This is a genomic window from Methylobacterium crusticola (assembly GCF_003574465.1).
Taxonomy (GTDB): Bacteria; Pseudomonadota; Alphaproteobacteria; order Rhizobiales; family Beijerinckiaceae; genus Methylobacterium; species Methylobacterium crusticola.
Window position 1 is genome coordinate 1 of the sequence record NZ_QOWC01000171.1, and the last position, 18,339, is coordinate 18,339.

At 64.8% G+C, this 18,339-nt stretch carries 17 protein-coding genes; 12 read left to right on the forward strand and 5 right to left on the reverse strand.

Annotated elements, in window-relative coordinates; genetic code table 11:
* The first annotated feature begins 117 nt into the window (after nt 1–117).
* Nucleotides 118–1,413, forward strand: a complete 1,296-nt coding sequence (locus DT057_RS28405) for an ISNCY family transposase (RefSeq protein WP_128565438.1) — start codon at nt 118–120, stop codon at nt 1,411–1,413.
* A 106-nt stretch (nt 1,414–1,519) separates the two neighbouring features.
* Here the strand turns inward: DT057_RS28405 and DT057_RS28410 are convergent, their stop codons facing one another.
* Genes DT057_RS28410 through DT057_RS28415 form a run of 3 tightly spaced genes read right to left on the reverse strand, consistent with a single transcriptional unit; the run spans nt 1,520 to nt 3,183 of the window.
* Nucleotides 1,520–2,131, reverse strand: a complete 612-nt coding sequence (locus DT057_RS28410) for a hypothetical protein (RefSeq protein WP_128565439.1) — start codon at nt 2,129–2,131, stop codon at nt 1,520–1,522.
* Between the two features lie 59 nt (nt 2,132–2,190).
* On the reverse strand, nt 2,191–2,331 hold the full coding sequence (locus DT057_RS35680; RefSeq protein ID WP_162501536.1) for a hypothetical protein: 141 nt from the start codon (nt 2,329–2,331) through the stop codon (nt 2,191–2,193).
* A gap of 24 nt (nt 2,332–2,355) precedes the next feature.
* Complete coding sequence (locus DT057_RS28415) at nt 2,356–3,183, reverse strand: beta-keto acid cleavage family enzyme (RefSeq protein ID WP_128565440.1); 828 nt, start codon at nt 3,181–3,183, stop codon at nt 2,356–2,358.
* Between the two features lie 108 nt (nt 3,184–3,291).
* On the opposite strand from DT057_RS28415, the gene DT057_RS28420 reads away from it, so the two are divergent.
* The 6 genes from DT057_RS28420 (at nt 3,292) to DT057_RS35685 (ending at nt 9,929) form a co-directional block, all read left to right on the forward strand.
* On the forward strand, nt 3,292–4,182 hold the full coding sequence (locus DT057_RS28420) for a MurR/RpiR family transcriptional regulator (RefSeq protein ID WP_128565441.1): 891 nt from the start codon (nt 3,292–3,294) through the stop codon (nt 4,180–4,182).
* Nucleotides 4,179–5,510, forward strand: coding sequence for an aspartate aminotransferase family protein (locus DT057_RS28425; RefSeq protein WP_128565442.1), 1,332 nt, complete (start codon nt 4,179–4,181; stop codon nt 5,508–5,510). Before DT057_RS28420 ends, DT057_RS28425 begins: the two co-directional genes overlap by 4 nt.
* 61 nt (nt 5,511–5,571) lie before the next feature.
* Nucleotides 5,572–6,471, forward strand: a complete 900-nt coding sequence (locus tag DT057_RS28430; RefSeq protein ID WP_128565443.1) for a transporter substrate-binding domain-containing protein — start codon at nt 5,572–5,574, stop codon at nt 6,469–6,471.
* Between the two features lie 543 nt (nt 6,472–7,014).
* The gene (locus DT057_RS28435) at nt 7,015–7,416 is read left to right on the forward strand and encodes a hypothetical protein (protein WP_128565444.1); all 402 of its coding nucleotides are present in this window, start codon (nt 7,015–7,017) and stop codon (nt 7,414–7,416) included.
* A 1,119-nt stretch (nt 7,417–8,535) separates the two neighbouring features.
* Nucleotides 8,536–9,138, forward strand: a complete 603-nt coding sequence (locus DT057_RS28440) for a phasin family protein (RefSeq protein WP_238314384.1) — start codon at nt 8,536–8,538, stop codon at nt 9,136–9,138.
* 617 nt (nt 9,139–9,755) lie between these two features.
* Complete coding sequence (locus tag DT057_RS35685; RefSeq protein ID WP_162501537.1) at nt 9,756–9,929, forward strand: hypothetical protein; 174 nt, start codon at nt 9,756–9,758, stop codon at nt 9,927–9,929.
* A gap of 149 nt (nt 9,930–10,078) precedes the next feature.
* Here DT057_RS35685 and DT057_RS28445 read toward each other — a convergent pair whose 3' ends face one another.
* Nucleotides 10,079–10,654 (reverse strand): hypothetical protein, encoded by a 576-nt coding sequence (locus DT057_RS28445; protein ID WP_128565445.1) that lies wholly within the window; start codon nt 10,652–10,654, stop codon nt 10,079–10,081.
* Between the two features lie 710 nt (nt 10,655–11,364).
* The gene (locus tag DT057_RS28450) at nt 11,365–12,297 is read right to left on the reverse strand and encodes a LysR family transcriptional regulator (protein WP_162501538.1); all 933 of its coding nucleotides are present in this window, start codon (nt 12,295–12,297) and stop codon (nt 11,365–11,367) included.
* Nucleotides 12,298–12,423: 126 nt separating this feature from the next.
* Between DT057_RS28450 and DT057_RS28455 the strand changes: the two genes are divergently transcribed.
* The 5 genes from DT057_RS28455 to DT057_RS28475 all read left to right on the forward strand — a co-directional run bounded on the left by DT057_RS28455 (nt 12,424) and on the right by DT057_RS28475 (nt 18,206).
* Nucleotides 12,424–13,380, forward strand: coding sequence for a hydroxymethylglutaryl-CoA lyase (locus DT057_RS28455; protein WP_128565447.1), 957 nt, complete (start codon nt 12,424–12,426; stop codon nt 13,378–13,380).
* Nucleotides 13,377–14,672 carry a CaiB/BaiF CoA transferase family protein gene (locus tag DT057_RS28460; RefSeq protein ID WP_238314387.1) on the forward strand — a complete coding sequence of 432 codons (1,296 nt, stop codon included), beginning with the start codon at nt 13,377–13,379 and terminating at the stop codon, nt 14,670–14,672. Before DT057_RS28455 ends, DT057_RS28460 begins: the two co-directional genes overlap by 4 nt.
* A gap of 345 nt (nt 14,673–15,017) precedes the next feature.
* Nucleotides 15,018–16,490, forward strand: coding sequence for an MFS transporter (locus tag DT057_RS28465; protein WP_128565449.1), 1,473 nt, complete (start codon nt 15,018–15,020; stop codon nt 16,488–16,490).
* A 209-nt stretch (nt 16,491–16,699) separates the two neighbouring features.
* Complete coding sequence (hppD, locus tag DT057_RS28470; RefSeq protein ID WP_128565450.1) at nt 16,700–17,800, forward strand: 4-hydroxyphenylpyruvate dioxygenase; 1,101 nt, start codon at nt 16,700–16,702, stop codon at nt 17,798–17,800.
* A gap of 16 nt (nt 17,801–17,816) precedes the next feature.
* Nucleotides 17,817–18,206 (forward strand): Rieske 2Fe-2S domain-containing protein, encoded by a 390-nt coding sequence (locus DT057_RS28475; protein ID WP_128565451.1) that lies wholly within the window; start codon nt 17,817–17,819, stop codon nt 18,204–18,206.
* Nucleotides 18,207–18,339 lie beyond the last annotated feature (133 nt).

Consider the following 18,339-nt stretch of genomic DNA (forward strand, 5'->3'; position numbering starts at 1 on the left):
CCGTGACACTTCAATCCGGTTGCAACAGCCGCTGTAGGCGCAAAGTTGGTATGACATCCCCTGGCAAAGTTCAAATGGCACCCCCGCTGCCATCGAGGCTGGCCGAGGGCGTGCTCGATGGGGGTGGTGACCATGAGCGGCAAGGAGTTCTCGCGCCTCGATGTCTTGCTCGACGTCGAGGTTGGGCGCCTTGCTATCAGCGATGCCTGCGATCTGATGGGTCTGCGACGACGGCAGGTGTTTCGCCTGTTGGCAGCGTTACGGGAGCATGGCGCTGCCGGCCTGATCTCGAAGCGGCGCGGCCGGCCGAGCAACAATCGGTTGCCGATCGAACTGCGGAAGCTGGCGATGGTCCTCGTGCGCGAGCGATATGCTGACTTCGGTCCGACCCTGGCCTGCGAGAAGCTCGCCTTGCATGATTGTCCGGTTTCCCGGGGGACGTTGCGCAAGTGGATGATCGAGGATGGGCTATGGGTCGACCGGAAACATAGGCTTCCCTTGGTTCATCAGCCGCGGCTTCGCCGCGACCGTGTTGGCGAGCTGATCCAGATCGACGGGTCGAGGCACTCTTGGTTCGAGAACCGTGGTCCGGAATGCACGCTCCTCGCTTTCATCGACGATGCGACGAGCCGGAGCATGCACGCGGCATTCGTCCATACGGAGTCGGCCTTCGACTACCTCCGCGAGACGCGGGCTTATGTATCGCGATACGGCCGCCCCATAGCGTTCTACTCCGACAAACATTCAATTTTTCGCGTCAACAAGCGCGATGCTGTCGGTGGCACTGGCATGACCCAGTTCGGGCGCGCCTTAGATGAGCTCAATATCGACATCGTGTGCGCCAATACAGCGCCCGCCACAGGTCGGGTGGAGCGTGCCTTTGGAACGCTGCAAGACCGTTTGGTCAAGGAGATGCGGCTGGCTGGCGTCGATACGATGGATGCTGGCAATGCTTTTCTCGTGACATTCCTAAAAGTTCACAACGACCGCTTCGGCAAAGCGCCATTCAGGTGCAGTGATGGGCATAGAGAGATCCAGAGCGGCATCAATCTCAATGACGTATTTGCCTGGAAGGAGGAGCGGACGGTCACGAACAGCCTGACGCTACAGTATGATAAGGTGACGTTCATCCTGGATCCGAATGCTGTGACCCGCCCCCTCGCCCGCAAGCGCGTGCAGGTCGTCGACTACCCGGACGGCCGCTTCGCGATCCGTCATCAAGGACTGGAACTACCGTTCCGCACCTTCGATCGGATCCAGCGGGTCGACCAAGCGGCGATCGTGGAGAACAAGCGCCTTGGACCGATCCTGGCCTTCATCGCCGAGCGGCAGAAGGAGCGGGAAGAGGGGCGCTCACAGAAGGCACCTCGCCGACGTGGGCAGGCCGAGCGGCACCTGTTCAAGAGCGGGTGAGGGCCCCCGCCGTATCCATCTGGACCCGGGAACGCCGCAGCTGCGCCGCCCGACCCGCTTCGCTGCGGCGTCCCCTATCCTCCCGCTTTCTGGATGGGTGTCATCTCTACTTTGCGGAAGCGGTGCCATTTCTGATTGGCGTTGACATGTCATCCTCGCGGTCGATCGTACCGTCCGCACGCCCACGGTCCTGCCAGATGGCCCGGGCGTCGGGCGGCCCGCCCCACAACCTGAACGAGAGACGATGGATGGCAGCGCCCTTCCGGCTGGCCGTCCTGCAGCGCCTCTCAAGCCAGCGAGGCAGCCTCTGCAGGTCGCGGTACGCCTTCCACCTCGCCGGGCGCAATTCGTTTCGGAAGGAATGCTCCCGCCACCAGACAAAGGTCTCCCCGAACCAGTCCGCCACAACCCGATCAAGCAGCAGGCCGGCGCTCAGCAGCTGCGAGAGGCGTTGATAGAAGTAGATGACTTCCCAGACCGGCCGCGCGTCGGCCTTGCGCGCGTAATCGTCGTAGTTGGTCGCCGGGTTGGCCCGCAGGAAATCCTGTGCTTCGATCCGGACCTTGCCCATCTCGGACGAGTCGAGCTCTTTGAACAGCTCCACGGTGCGGTTGGTACGCGCCGTCTTCACTCCGACGCGCCACGAGATGAGGCCACCCAGGGCGGCTCCCGCGACGCCGGACAGCAAAACGATGTAGTTGTGGACAAAGTCGAACATCTCGGATCATCCCGTCCTTTCGATCCACTCGCATCATGAGCAGGCTGCAGCCGCCGACCTCAAGTAATCTTCAGGTCGGAGAGCCACATGAGGATAACCACCGGCATCCAGATCAGGATCTCGACCCTGTTCCTGAGCCAGTCCTTGAACGCGGCAGGTTTACGGCCTGAACCATCAAGCTCCGTGCCCTCGTCGACCATGGCTGCCTCCTCGGATGCGTTGCCTCAGCGCAGATCCCATCCTGAGCGGAGCTGTGCGGCGCTCGCCGGGCGGCCTCCGCTTGCAGTAACCGTTGCAGCCGCAGAGGCGACGAGCTCCGCGTTGGCGCGAGCTGTCGTCCCGTCCGGGTTGAGCAGGTTGTTCTCGAACCCGACCCGAAGATGTCCACCAAGAAGCGCGGCGACGGTGACGCAGGCGTTCTCATGCCGGCCGAAGGCGCAGGCCATCCAATGACTCGCTGAGGGCTGGGTCGGAGCGAGGAAGGGCAACAGGTCAGAGGGCGTGGATGTCTGCCCGACAGTGTAGCGCCCGAGGACGTAGAGGACCGGCACGGCGTCGAACGGCACCACGCCGGACGCCTGGAGCGCGGCGAGCCTCACTGCTTCATCGGGCGCGTAGAGGATGATCCGGGGCACGACGCTCTCCCGGCGCAGCCACTCCCTGAAGGGCCCGAACGCCTTTTCGGACGCGGCGTCCGGCGCGAGTTCGCGCAACGCACGGGACACGGCCTCGGGCCGGACCGCCCGGACGACAGCCATCTGCTCATCCGGCGCATAGAGACCCAGAGCCTCGCTCGTGATCTGGACCACCACCGCGTCGCGGGTAGCGGCACGGATCGCGCTCGTCGCGTCGGCATAGGCGTCCGGGTCCAAGAGGTGCCGGCCATCCGCGCGGCGCACATGCAGGTGCACCATGCAGGCACCGGCTTCCAGGCAGGTTGCGACCGCGTAGGCGTGCTCCGCAGGCGTGAGGGGGATCGCGGGATGGCCGACCTTCGTCCGGCGCCCGCCTGTAGGTGTGACGGCGATGGCGGTGGGGCCTGGGACCGACATTGTTGCCTCCTCGGTGACCACGATGCCGGCCTAGGATACGTTCGTTGCACAAAACTCGATATGCAACATCTATTGCATGCATGAACAAGGAAGGGTACACAAGCCGCCATGGAACACGGTCCGCTCACGGAACAGATCGTCGAGACCTTCGAGGCCCTCGGGCCTCAGCTGAAGGCCGCCGCACGCTTCGTTCTCGATCAGCCCAACGAGGTCGCGCTGCTCTCGATGCGCGAGCAGGCCAAGCGGGCCGGCGTGCAGCCCCACACCATGACGCGCTTCGCCCAGCGTCTTGGCTTGGCTGGATACGACGATGTCCGCGCGCTCTACGCAGGTGCCGTTCGCGAAGGCTCGCTCGGCTTCTCCGGCAAGGCTGGCGTGCAGGTCGCCACCCAGAAAGCAAGGGGCGAGCGTGCGCTGGCCGTCGACATCGCCACGTCGATCGGTGCGCAGTTGCAGAGGCTAACGGAACCGCAGGCCCTCGACCGGCTCGTCGCGGCGGCGGACCTGCTCGCCTCGGCCGAGCGAATTTATTGCCTCGGCCTGCGCTCGTGCCATCCGGTGGTCGCGCACTTCGCCTACGTGATGTCCTTCCTGGGCGAGCGCGCGATCTTGCTCGACGCAGGCGCCGGCACCGGGCTCGATCCGATCCGTTCAGCGTCTCCGAAGGACGCTCTCCTCGCGGCGTCGGTCGCCCCCTACACCCGGGCGACCATCGAGACCGCCCGTTATGCGCACGACGCCGGCGTTCCGGTCGTCGCGGTGACGGACAGCCCTGTCTCGCCGCTCGCGGCGATTGCCCGGAAGACCGTCCTGGTCCCCGCCGACAGCCCGTCCTTCTTCCACACCGTCGCCCCGGCCCTGGTGGTCGGCGAGATCCTCGCCGCCCTCGTCGCCGGCCGCGGCGGCGACGCCTCGCTCGATGCGATCAAGCGCAGCGAGGCGCAGCTCACCGCTTTCGGCATCCATTGGTCACCTCCGACCGCAAGGAAATCGCGATGACCCGCATCCTGCACCGCCAGATCGACGCGAACCTGCGCACCGCATCCGGCGGCAAGGGCGTCGAGCTCTTCGACCAGGACGGGCGCGGCTACATCGACGCCTCGGGCGGCGCAGCGGTATCCTGCCTTGGGCACGGGCATCCGGACGTGGTCGCCGCGCTCCACGCCCAGGCCGACAAGCTCGCCTACGCCCATACCAGCTTCTTCACGAGCGAGGTGGCCGAGGCGCTGGCCGAACGCCTCGTGGCGGACGCCCCGGCCGGCCTCGACTACATCTACTTCGTCTCGGGTGGCTCGGAAGCCGTCGAGGCCGCGCTCAAGATGGCGCGGCAATACTTCGTCGAGACCGGCCAGCCGCAGCGCGCCAAGATCATCGCCCGGCGCCAGAGCTACCACGGCAACACCTTGGGCGCGCTGGCGACCGGCGGCAATGAATGGCGGCGCGCTCAGTTCAAGCCGCTTCTCGCCGAGACCCATCACATCGACCCCTGCTATGCCTACCGCTACCAAGAGCCAGGCGAGAGCGAGACCGAGTACGGTACGCGGTCAGCGCAGGCGCTTGAGGACAAGATCCTCGAACTCGGCCCCGAGACCGTGATGGCCTTCGTGGCCGAGCCGGTCGTCGGGGCGACCGCTGGGGCCGTTCCGGCAGTCGCTGGTTACTTCCGGCGCATCCGCGAGATCTGCGACCGCTACGGCGTGTTGCTCATCCTCGACGAAGTGATGTGCGGCATGGGCCGCACCGGGACGCTCCACGCCTGCGAGCAGGACGGCGTCGCCCCCGACCTGATGACGGTCGCCAAGGGTCTGGGCGGTGGCTACCAGCCCATCGGCGCAACCTTCCTGGCGGGAAGGATCTACGAGGCCTTCGCCAATGGCTCCGGCCTGTTCCAGCACGGTCATACGTACATCTGCCACCCGATGGCCTGCGCGGCCGCGCTCGCCGTGCAGGAGGTAGTCGCCCGCGACCGGTTGCTCGACAACGTCAAGGCGATGGGCGCTCACCTGAGCCGGCGCCTCGGCGAGCGTTTCGGCAACCATCCGCATGTCGGCGACGTCCGCGGACGCGGCCTGTTCATGGGCGTCGAGCTGGTCGAGGATCGCGGCACCAAGGCCCCCTTCGATCCGGCCAGGAAGCTCAACGCGCGCATCAAGCGCGAGGCGATGAACCGCGGACTAGCGGTTTACCCGGCTGGCGGCACCATCGACGGCTCTCGCGGCGACCACATCCTGTTGGCGCCGCCCTTCATCATCGACGCCGCGACCGTGGACACGGTCGTGGAACGCCTCGGCGAAGCGGTCGATGCGGCCATCGCCCAAGTCGCCTGAGAGCGGCATGACCTCACGACTCGCAACGGGCCAGCCCTGACCCAACCGTAGGATACCGAAGATGCAAAACCTGAAACGCGCGGCCGTGGCCGCGACGATGACGCTTGTCTTGATGACGGCTGCGAACGCCGACGGCCTCACCGGCACACTCAAGAAGGTGAAGGAGACCGGAACGATCACCCTCGGCTACCGGGAATCCTCGGTGCCGTTCTCCTACCTCGACGGCAACCAGAAGCCGATTGGGTTCTCGATGGACCTGTGCGGGCAGGTCGTTGAGGCGGTGCGGAAGAAGCTCGGCATGGCCGACCTGAAGGTCGCCTACAACCCGGTCAACTCGGCGACCCGCCTCCTCCTGGTCGCCAACGGCACCGTCGACATCGAGTGCGGCTCCACCGCGAACCAGCTTGCTCGCCAGAAACAGGTCGCGTTCTCAGTCTCGACCTTCGTGGCGCAGTTCAAATGGCTGACCCGCACCGACAGCGGCATCGCTTCTCCCGACGACTTGAAGGGCAAGCCCGTCGTCGTCACCTCGGGGACGAACACGTCTCAATTCCTGAATAAGCTCAACCAGGACGAAAGATTAGGTCTCAAAATCTCGCAGGGCAAGGACCACGCTGAGAGCTTCCTGCTTGTCGACGCAGGTCGCGCTGCGGCGTTCATGGAGGACGACATCCTGCTCGCTGGCGTGAAAGCGAATTCCAAGGATCCGTCCAAGTTCAGGATCCTCGACAAGTCCTACTCAGCCGACCCTTACGCGCTGATGTTCCGCCGCGAGGATCCGGACTTCAAAGCGCTGGTCGACGAGACCCTGGTCGGGCTGATGAAGTCGGGGGTGTTCACCCAGCTCTACACTAGGTGGTTCGAGACCCCGATCCCACCACGGGACCTCAACCTCAGCTTCCCGATGTCGGAGAAGCTCAAGGAGTTAATCAAAGCCCCATCCGACAAGGCGAACTCCTGACCCCGTGCCGTAACCGTCCGGAATCTGGGGACCTGGCGGCCGCGGCGCGCACGCGACTTGCGAACGCTTCCTGAGCACCGAAGACCGAGACGCATGAGGACAGCTCGCTCACCGGCCGCGGCGGCTGCGCTCGTCCCGGACGGAAATCGGTCCTGATAGGCGGTTTCATAGGGGTCGGCTCGCCTGGGCATCGGCCGAGACGATGTTGCATGCCATGAAGGAACTGGTTGCCGCAGCCTTGCTGTCGCAGCTCGACGGGTTGGCCTTGGACGTATGGAAGGCACACGGGGCCGGGTTGCTCGACGACGACGAGGCGCAGCACCTCGCCGAAATCATCTACGCCAGGAAGGCCGCGCAGAGAGCCACCAGCGGCTCTGCGTCGGGCGCCACGCCGCTTGGGCGCCTCTCACTTCCATCTTCCCCGCGAAACGCCGCCAGCGGTCGCCTGATCGCGTCGCATCGATCGCGAGGCGCCGGACCATCGCCGCCTCAGGTCCGCTGCCGCCCGCCCTGGCCTCAAGGTTCACGGAAGGCCGGCGCGCGGTGCTCGGCATCGTGGCCGACGAGGTGGCGGCTCGGGGCGAGTGCACGCTGACCGACGCCGCGATCGCGGCCCGTGCAGGCGTGTCCCATCGGCTGGCCCAGACGGCAATTCGCCTGGCCGAGAGTGACGGGCTGCTCGTGGTTGTCGAGCGGCGACGCAAGAGCGCCGTGAACCTGCCGAACGTGCTGCGTGTGCTCTCGCGGGAGTGGACGGCATGGCTCCGGCGGGCGCGACCGACACGGTGCAGAACATTGCGGGCCACGGACACCAAGGGATTTTTGATGGAAGCGCAGAGGCCAGCAGCACCGTCACAAGGGCTATCGGCCTTGCCAGGCACCCGACATCAAGATCGCGGGATACCTCGACCCGAAAGCGCCAACTGCTCGAAGGCACCGCTATGACGCCGGCTGCGGTTGAAGGTCTGTTCACCGGCTGAGAAGAATGCTCTCTGCGTCGCAAGCATCGCGGATCGGAATCGCCCATGCGGTCTATGCCAACGCCCACACTGGCCAAACCGCGTCGGTTAGATCGTCGCTATTGGACAGCCTACTTCGACGCCCTCGCCACTGGGCCACCGCTGTCGAAACCGCACACGGTCCGTCGCCGTGCCGGCGAAGTGGCGCGCAACTGCCCCTACCCCGATGTCACCGCACAGGGCTTGGCGAAGGTGAAGGCTGCCCTCGAAGCGCTGCGCCTCCTCACGCCTTCCTAATCGCTCCTGCACATTCGTCAGGCCCACCTCATCGAGTCACCCGAGCAGCTTTGCCGTCTGAGATGAGGTAACCCGAGAATTCAACGCCTTTGAACGGCTTCCCGTGGGTAGGCTGCAGCCATGAAAGCGCATCCTGACCTGAATCAGCCAGCAGCTCTGGTCATGCAGTTTCGGGGCGATCACCCCGACATGCCGCAGACGGGGAAGTGCACCACCCTGGGTGCCTGCATCTTGGAGGCCTTCGCGGCCGTCAGTGGGCCGATCGACACCTAGCCATACGTCCTGAGGATCCGGTGTGGCGACCAAATCCTGGAAGGCTTGCAGATCCGAGAGATCGCCGTCAGGGCACGGCTGGTTCTCTGAGCGTGCGGGCTCCCGCTGCGTATGGATTGATTCACGCTTTGGACCAGCTTGGCTGCCGTCCTGGGCCGCAAAGTGTCAAGTTGAACCTTGGCAGTTCCTGTTTTAGTCCAAGAAAGATCTACGCGTGATCGATGTCGGACGCACCCCCTCAATGCACTGGAGCGTCATGGGCCGGCATAGCTGGTTCGGCATCTGCCCCAATCATCGAAACGGCGAAAACCTAATTGTGCAACTCGGTCAGGTGCTTAAACCTTGAGCATGATGATTGATGAAATCTGACAGTTGTTTTCTAACATAAAATGCTTTTCTGAACCTTGAAAGCAAGCAACCCTTCACGACATAGGTGCCGTGAACCAAAACAGCTATTTTGGTTCGCCGTCTAGACGTACTTACCATGCTCAGTAAGTACCTTGAGCGTACGCCCGTCAAAACGTAGGAAACAGGTATGAATTTCGATCCAACTACTGCGCAACGCAAGCTGGCTGAGCAGAACGACCAGATCACCGAGGCTGTCAGGGCGAGCATCAACAAGACCACCGAGCAAAGCACCCAGTTCGCTGATGCGGCTCGTGACGGCATGAACAAGATGGCTAATCTCAGCGACAAAGCTACAGAGAACGCCAAGCAGATCGTTCAGAAAAACATCGAGACTGCATCTCAGCAGGCCCGCGAGGCCGCAGATCGCTTTACCCGCAGCCTCGGCTTCACAGGGCAAGACAGCGAGCGTCTCGCTGATCAGTCCAAGCAGAACCTGGAAGCCGTCACGCGCTGTGGCACGGTTCTGACTCAGGCCATCCAGGACATCTCCCGGAATTGGTTCGAGCTGAGTCAGAAGCAGTGGCAGCGCAATCTCGACGGCATGAACAAGCTGACGCGTGCCACCTCGGTGCAGGAGTTCACCGCCATCCAGAGTGAGCTGCTCCGCGAGAGCCTGCAGCATGTAGTTCAGGACAGCAAGACCATCGCCGAAGTCTCGGTTCGTGCAGTCGAAGAGGCCAGCAAGGCCTTCACCAGCGTCACTCAGCAGAACCCCACGCTCACGCGCTGAGGTGCACGACACCGCACAGCACAGCAACACCTTTGAAGGGCGGCCAACGTAGCCGCCCTTTTTACTGCATCGGTCGCAAAGGCTCCATGTTACCTGCATGCGCACAAGCGTGTGTACGCACCCACTACGTCGAGGCTAGAGGCGCAACCAGAAGGGTTGCCAGGAGGGCAGAGCGGCTGTCACCGAAGTGGATCACGAGGACCGGCATGAGCACACCGATGCAGAGGCGAAGCTACGGCATCACGATGCTGCTGGCAGTGGTCGCCATCGCTGTCATCGTCGCTGCCGCCTACCTGCTGTGAGCGCCCCCAGACCAGGCCGCTCCTCTCGCGCGCGAAGCGGCTGAATGCGATACTTCCGCGCCAGAACCCTGCTCGCACCGCCAGCCGTGATCCTGCTGCCGTGCCCACCGTGCCGCGGTTCGGGGGGGCACGCCGCAGGCGGCGGCGAGAGTGGCCGAGCCGTAGGGACACACCGGGGTGCCAACAGGTCGTGACCTCGGATGCACCTCGCTCCTCGATTGGGCCTCGGGCGTCATGTCGGTCATGTTCCGGCCGTGCGAGACGCAGCGGACGTTCTCGGGGGTGTAGGGCCCGACGTGGCCACGGCGCGCCATCATGAACTTGCCCATCCCCACGCCGCGGTACGACCAGCGGTCGTCGATCTGCCACCACGCCCACCATGCCTTCGGCGTGAACGCGAACGCGATGCCGCGGCGCCGGCAGTTGCTGCGGTGCTCCTGGAAGGTCCGGAAAGCTTCGGGCGGCATGTCGAAAGCGCGCCTCGTGTAGGGACTAGGCCTGCTCTCTCCTTCCTATCTTGTTCGTATAACGACGTGTATAGTGAACGGATAAATGACAGCAAATCAACCGACAATGGCCCCTTTCATCGCAACTTGTTCCTAGAAGCTAGGGCTTGTTAGCCGGGTCGTACTTGAAAGTTACCGTCTAATGCCATCATAATTAGTAATATTTTTCGTCGCTGCACGATAGGTGGCAGAAGCCATCATTCCACTGTACATCGCAGAAACTAAGTTCCAGTCCAGAGATGAATTTGGTGAGCGCTTAATTTTTTTGGCTATCTCGACTGCAGTCGCATAAGTTCCTTCACTAACACTTCCAAGTGGCTCTCCGGTGTTCGTGACGTAACAGGCCGCTGCTACAAAGGCGATGATTTCTTCGTGTGGCCCCCACATGTTCTTGCATTTCAGCATGTCAATGGCAGCATGCGTGCTTTCATGGACAAGCGTTCTTCGGAATTTTAAGCTACCTGGGTCGAGCGCTTGACTAAGATATAAGAAATTTGATCTGTCATAATATTCTCCGTTCCGACCATTCGGCAGTGGCATAATCTTTATAGTGATTGCTTTGCTTGAAATTAGCTCTGCAATCTTGATATACAGACTTGGCCTGACTGCGACGATCTCGTAGCCGTTGAAATAATCAAATGAAATGGACGCGCATGGTCGAGAATTAAGTGTCTCTATTGCTAATTTGATCAGATCAGAGTCGGTCATCATTGTAGCCTGCCCAATCAGTGATCCATAATCACGATTAGCGCAGGCTACTTATTTCCGATTGCCGCTTCTGTGAACCAGATCACGAAAGACGGCTTCTCAGCGTTTCGCTCTGCCGACAGGGAGATCGAAGCTTGAAAGTGACGAACCTGACAGGGCAACTGCCATGCTCACAGTCAGAATCAAGGCGCGCACCAAACGATAGCAGGCCAGCGCCACCCGCGGCAGGCGGCACCTCCGGAGCTGGAGACCACACCCGCGGCGCCCCGCCCTCGAACGACGGCGCCGCACGCGCCGTGTTGACTGCCATTCGGCATGTGCGTGGCCCGCATCGCGTCGACGTAGCGGTTCAACAGCGCTCGCTCCTCGCCCGAACAGCTGTCGAGCCAGGCTGCTGCCCTTGGCCACCCGTGACGGCCCGGATCGGCTGCACCTCCTTGGCCGCGGCAACCCGATTGGTGGGATACGCTCCTGATGCCGGTTTGTAGTCGCGCGAGCGGTTTCGCATAAGCCCGGCATATGGAATCAGGCACACAGGATGTGACAGGGCGGGCAACGATGGACACGTATCGGATCTTCGTACATTGAATGCACAATATCTCATGTTAATATATTTAGATTATCGTCGAAATATTTATATCAACTTGCAATAGTTCATTTTCACATATTATGTCCCAGGAAAAATCACATTCACTGTTGAATTATTGAGTTCATGATGGAGGTTCGGCATCATGATATGCGATCGAACAGTCCATCAAATGATCTGCTAAGATGCGAGCTGGTCCAGGCAGGGCGTCCGCCGCACGAGCAACGAGCCGCAATCGCCGCAAGGCCCACGGTTCGTCGATAGCAATGCCGAGCACGCCGAACCGGTCCAGGTAGGGCACAATCATTCGGTCTGGCATCACGTTCACCGCGAGACCCGCGGCGACGAGCCGGCGGGCAGCGTCCATCGACGTGACGCGATAGCGGTAATCGGGTTTGCGTCCGAGTTCCTGGGCCGCCTCCGTCAGGAGCAGCGACAGCGCCCCGATCTCCAGCACGTCGACCAGGGGATGCTCCAGCACCTCGCTGAAGCGCAAGGCCGTGCGGCCCGCCAGCGGATGGTCGCGCGAGACGATGGCGAGCAACCGGTCCTCGCGCCAAGGCCGCGCCTCCAGGCCGGCGGGGACCCGCGCGTTGGTGGTGACGATGCCGATGTCGCCCCGCCCCTCGATCAGCTCCTGGAGGATCGGGGCGCTCGTCAACTCGCGCAAGTCGACGACGATGCGCGGGTACAGGCGCGCGAACGCGGCGAGGCGCTCAGCGAGGTCGTGCCCGCCGATGCTGGAGGCAGTGGCGAGCAGCCGCACGCTGCCCGCGCCACCAGCCGCGAAGGCGTCCATGTCCTCTTCCAGCCGGCGCGCCAGATCCATCAGGCCGCGGGCGTGGCGCGCGAACACCTCGCCGGCCGCCGTGGCGATGATGCCGCGGGCATGTCGCTCGATCAGCCCGACACGGGCCCGGGCCTCCAGCACCTGGATGCGCTTGGCCGCCGCCGAATTGGCGATGCTGCAGTACTCGGCCGCCTTGGCGATGCTGCCGAGCTCGAGGGCCGTCAGGTAGAGCCGCAGGCTCGTCCAGTCCGGCGGTGGCGTCGTCACGGCTCTGCTCCAGCCCTTGCAGGCCATGCGTCCGCATTATGCGGACGCTAACCCCGTAAATAAGCGATTCTCGTCCGTATCTAGCGGACGTATGTCGGGATCAAGAAGATATTGGGTGAGGAAGCGATGTCCACAGACGGCAAGCGCCCCGTCATCGCCGTTCGCGAGGTCGGGCCCCGGGACGGGCTGCAGATGGTCAAGGCGGTCATGCCGACCGCCTCGAAGCTCGCCTGGATCGACGCCATGGCGGCAGCTGGCGTGAGCGGCATGGAGGTGGCGAGCTTTGTGCCGCCGAGCCTCATGCCGCAGATGGCCGATGCCGCCGAGGTGACTCGGGCGGCGCGGCAGCACCACCCGGGCCTGACCGTGGCCGCCCTCGCGCCGAACCTGCGGGGTGCGCAGAACGCCGCGTCCGCCGGGGTGCAGGTCGTGGTCGTGCCGGTCTCGGCCAGCGAGGCCCACAGCCGCGCTAATGTCCGCCGCAGCCGCGAGGACCAGGTCGCCGAGGTCGCCCGGATCGTCGCCGCGTTCGGGCCCAGCGGGCCGCGGATCGAGGCGGGGATCTCCACCGCCTTCGGCTGCTCGCTCCAGGGTGCCGTCCCAGAAGACGACGTGGTGCGCCTCGCGGCCGCCCTTGCGGAGGCCGGCGCCGACACGGTCAGCCTTGCCGACACCCTCGGCTACGCCGTGCCCGCCCAGGTGAAGCGGCTGGTCCGCCGCCTGCGCGGCGAGATCGGGGCGGTGCGCTTCGGTCACTTACACTTACACGACACCCTCGGGACGGCCCTCGCCAACGCCTATGCGGGGCTGGAGGAGGGTGTTTGCGGCTTCGACGGGGCGCTCGGCGGTCTTGGCGGCTGTCCCTTCGCCCCGGGCTCGGTCGGCAACGCGGCGACCGAGGACCTCGTCTACCTGCTCGAGTCGGAGGGGTTCGACACCAGGATCGACCTGCCGGGTCTCCTCGCCGCACGGACGCGGCTCGCCGAGTTGCTGCCCGCCGAGCGCCTGCACGGGCGCGTCGCCGCCGCCGGCATCCCGCGCACCTACCGACACGCCGCCCCAGCCCTGGAAGCCGCCCAATGACCGCCCGTGAGGACGACGCCATGTTCCACTCCCCCCAGAACACGGGCGCGAGCCGCCTGCCCCTGTCCGGCATCCGGGTGATCGAGTTCAGCCACATGGTCATGGGACCGAGCTGCGGCATGATCCTGGGTGATCTCGGCGCCGACGTCATCAAGATCGAGCCAGCGCCCAGTGGCGACAACACGCGGCGGCTGACCGGGCCGGCGGTCGGCTTCTTCCCGGCCTTCAACCGCAACAAGCGCAGCCTGTGCGTCGACCTGAAGTCCCCGGATGGCCTCGCCCTCGTGCGCCGGCTTGCCGCCGACGCCGACGTGCTGGTTGAGAACTTCCGTCCTGGCGGCATGGCCAAGATGGGGCTCGGGCTCGAAACGCTCCAGGCCAACAATCCGGGGCTCATCTACTGCTCGCTCAAGGGCTTTCTGCCCGGACCCTACGAGCACCGCGCGGCTCTCGACGAAGTCGTACAGATGATGGGGGGCCTGGCCTACATGACCGGCCCGCCGGGCCGGCCCCTGCGCGCCGGTTCCTCGGTCAACGACATCATGGGTGGGCTGTTTGGCGCCCTCGCGGTGGTCGCCGCCCTGCGCGAGCGCGACCGGACCGGGCGCGGCGGCCTCGTCCAGTCCGGCCTGTTCGAGACCAACATGGTGCTGGTGGCCCAGCACATGGCCCGCACCGCCGTCGACGGGCGCGACCCGACTCCATTCGGCGATCCCGCGATGAAGAAGCCCTGGCCGCTCTACGACATCTTCGACACCGCCGATGACGGCCAGGTGTTCGTTGGGGTCGTCACCGAGACTCAGTGGCGGAGCTTCTGCGAGGCCTTCGGCCTCGACGACCTCGCGCAGGATCCGACCCTCGCCGGCATGGCGGCCCTCGCGGCGGCGCGTCCCCGCATCCTGCCGCGGGTCGGCGCGGTGTTTGCGGCGCTCACAAAAGCGGAGTTGATGGCGCGCTGCGAGACGCTCGGGCTGCCGTTCTCGCCGATCAACCGACCCGGCGACCTGTTCGACGATCCGCATCTCCTCGCCTCCGGTGGCCTGCTGCCGACTGACCTGACCCGGGCGCGGGACGACACGGCCTTCCGGCCGGCGGCGGAGAGCGCGGGCCTGCCCGGCCTGCCGATTTCCCTGTTCGACGGCCGCCCCGGCCTCACGCGCCAGCCGCCGCGGGTGGGCGAGCACGGGCGGGACATCGCCCGCGAGGCGGGGCTCGACGAGGCCGAGGTCGCGGCGCTGATCGAGGCCGGCATCCTGGTGGCGCCAGAGGTTTCGGCGCGGGAGCCGGCCTGAACGGCGCGGGTGCGAGATCCGGAGCCTCCGTTCCCTCCCGACCGCGACCTCATCCCAAGACGCGCACGCAGCAAGCCTCGATCGAGGTCTCCGAAAATCGCCGGGGTGTCTTGGGGCTCATGCTTGGGGCTGAGGGACCCTCAACCGCTCAGCACCTCAAGATGAAGTGTCAGATAGAGCAGACCTCGAAAAGCCATTGCAGGGCTGCAGAGATCCGTTTCAGAAAATTAATTCTGAAATCCAACGCTGACCCGGCGCAAGCCTCGACTTGCTGAACTCTATAGTCAAATCACTCGTCGAACAACGGGCGGCGAACAGCCCGGATTGACTTGTCAGGAGGAAATCATGAAAGCTATCTCGGCCTACGACATCGCGACGGTTGCCGACGCAACGGCGCCCCCGCAGAGCGCGGTCGGCGCAGCCGCGATCTCCGCCCGGCTTGACCGGCTTCCGGCCTCCCGGCCGGTCTGGCGGGTGGTGGTGCTGATCAGCCTCGGGCTGTTCTTCGAGCTCTACGACCTCTTCCTCACCGGCTACGTGACGCCGGGCCTCGTCAAGGCCGGCATCCTCAGCGCCAAAGCGTCCTCCCTGGCCGACGCCACGTCGCCTTGGCACTTCCTCACGCTGCTGTTCTCCGGCCGGGCGAGCTTCATCGCCGCCCTGTTCGCGGGCCTCTTTCTCGGCACGCTGTGCTGCGGCTTCCTGGCGGACCGGTTCGGCCGCAAGGCGGTCTTCACCTACTCGCTGCTGTGGTACTCCACTGCGAACGCCATCATGGCGTTCCAGTCCACCGCGTTCGACGTCAACCTCTGGCGCTTCATCGCGGGTCTCGGCATCGGCGTCGAGATCGTTACCATCGGCACATACATTACCGAGTTGGTGCCCAAGCACATGCGTGGGCGGGCCTCGGCGCTCTCACAGGCGGTCGGCTTCCTCTCCGTGCCGGTGGTCGCCTTCCTGTCCTACCTGCTGGTGCCCACGGCTCCGCTCGGGTTCGACGGCTGGCGCTGGGTCGTGCTGTTCGGCGCCGGGGGTGCCCTGGTGATCTGGTGGGTCCGCCGCGCGCTGCCCGAGAGCCCGCGCTGGCTCGCCGGCAAGGGACGGATCGTCGAGGCGGACGCCATCCTGACCCGCCTCGAGGAGAAGGTCTGCCGAGAGACCGGCCGTGCCCTGCCCGAGGCGGAGCCGGCCGCGGCCCCGACCGTCGGGACGGAGCGCTTCGGCGACATCTGGAAGCCGCCGTACCGCCAGCGCACCGTGATGATGCTGGTGTTCCACGTCTTCCAGACAGTCGCCTATTACGGCTTCGCCAACTGGGTGCCGTCCCTGCTGATCAAGCACGGCATCACCGTCACCACCAGCCTCGGCTACACCACCATCATCGCCCTCGCCGCCCCGGTCGGCCCCCTGCTCGGGCTCCTCATCGCCGACCGCTACGAGCGCAAGACCGTGATCCTCGCCATGGCGGGCATCATCGTGGTGGCGGGCCTCGCCTTCTCGCAGCAGACCGAGATGCTTGGCATCCTGATCTCCGGCGTCGTCATCACGCTCGCCGCCAACACGCTCTCCTACACCTATCACGCCTATCAGGCCGAACTCTACCCGACCTGCATCCGCGCCCGAGCCGTCGGCTTCGTGTATTCATGGAGCCGCTTTTCGGCGATCTTCACGGCGTTCATCCTCGAATATCTGCTGAACCACTCCGGTGTGACGGGCGTGTTCCTGTTCACCTCGACTTGCATGGCCATCACCATGGTGGCGGTCGGCTTGCTCGGGCCGCGCACCACGGACGTCTCCCTGGAGGCGCTGTCCAAATGATCCTGGCCCAGTGATCTCGGCCCGGTGATCCCGACGGACCGGGCGTACACGCCCGGTCCTGAGCCTCGCGCTCAAACACGATCCTCGCGCGAACGAGCCTCTTCACGCGCCATCCACCCGCAAGTTCCGTTTCGGCTGCCGACGATCGCGCACATCACGCGGTCGTCCACAGCCAGCCTGCCACATCCAACTGACTTGAGGAGAACGACATGGGTCCCTTCCCGCACGACGCCCCGCCAGCCACGATCAGCGCGCACAATCCAGCCGGCACCGACGGCTTCGAATTCGTCGAGTTCGCTCACCGCGACCCGGCGGTGCTCGGAAAACTGTTCGAGAGCATGGGCTTCATCGCGGTGGCGCGCCACAAGAGCCGCGACATCTCGCTCTATCGGCAGGGCGACATCAACTACGTCGTCAACCGGGAGCGCGAGGGCCACACCGGCCGCTTCGTCGACGCGCACGGCCCCTGCGCCGCCGCCATGGCCTGGCGGGTCGTCGACGCGCAGCACGCCCTCGAGCGCGCCGTCGAACTCGGCGCGACGGAATATACCGGCGCCGACAAGACGATCGATGCGCCGGCGGTGTTGGGCATCGGCGGATCACTGCTCTACTTCGTCGACCGCTACGGACCGAAAGGCTCGCCCTACGCCGACGACTTCGATTGGCTCGGCGAGGCGGATCCCAAGCCCTTCGGCGTCGGCTTCTATTACCTCGACCATCTGACGCACAACGTCCGGCGCGGCAACATGGACACCTGGTACAAGTTCTACGCCGAGACGTTCAACTTCCGCGAGATCCGCTACTTCGATATCTCCGGCAAGCACACCGGCCTGACCAGCCGGGCGCTGACCTCGCCCTGCGGCAAGATCCGGATCCCGATCAACGAGAGCGCCGACGAAAAGAGCCAGATCGAGGAGTACCTGAACGAGTACAAGGGAGAGGGCATCCAGCACGTCGCCGTCGCGACGAACGACATCTACGCCTCGACCGATGCCATCTCAGCGCGCGGGCTCGAATTCATGCCTGGCCCGCCGGACATCTACTACGCGCGCTCCAAGGCGCGGGTCAGCGGGCACACCGAGCCACTCGACCGGCTGAAGAAGCACGGCATCCTGATCGACGGCGAGGGCGTGGTCGACGGCGGCATGACCCGCATCCTGCTGCAGATCTTCTCCAGGACGGTGATCGGGCCGATCTTCTTCGAGTTCATCCAGCGGAAAGGCGATGACGGCTTCGGCGAGGGCAACTTCAAGGCCCTGTTCGAGTCGATTGAGGCCGACCAGATCCAGCGCGGCGTGCTGAGCGCGTAGAGCCGGAGGAACCACGATGGGTGATTTCCGGGACCTGCCGGGCGCGCCGCCGACCGGGGCGGCGCTCGCCGAGGCCGCGCGCCTCGACGCGGCGGGCGTGCTGGCCCTCGACATCGACAATGGAGACGGCGCATTTCCGGTCCTGCTGGTCAAGGGCGCGGCCGGCCCGGCCGCCTTCGTGAACCTGTGCCCGCACCGTGATCTGCCGCTCACCTACCGCAGCAACGCGGTCTTGAGCGCCGACGGCACGCTCGTGCGCTGCTCCAACCACGACGCCGCCTTCCGCATCACCGATGGAAGCGGCGCCGACGGCTTGGCGCACGGCTGCGCCCTCGACGTCATTCCCGTCACTGTCGACGCGGACGGGATCATCCGCGTCGACGCACCGGGCCGAACATCGGCCTGAACGCGCATTCCCCGCCCCCAGTCATCGCACGAGGTCGTAATGACGATACAAGGCTATCCTGCGCTGGAGGGAGCGTCGCCTCGTGCGACCGCGACCGCTCCCGGCTACATGTCGGGCTTCGGCAACGGCTTCG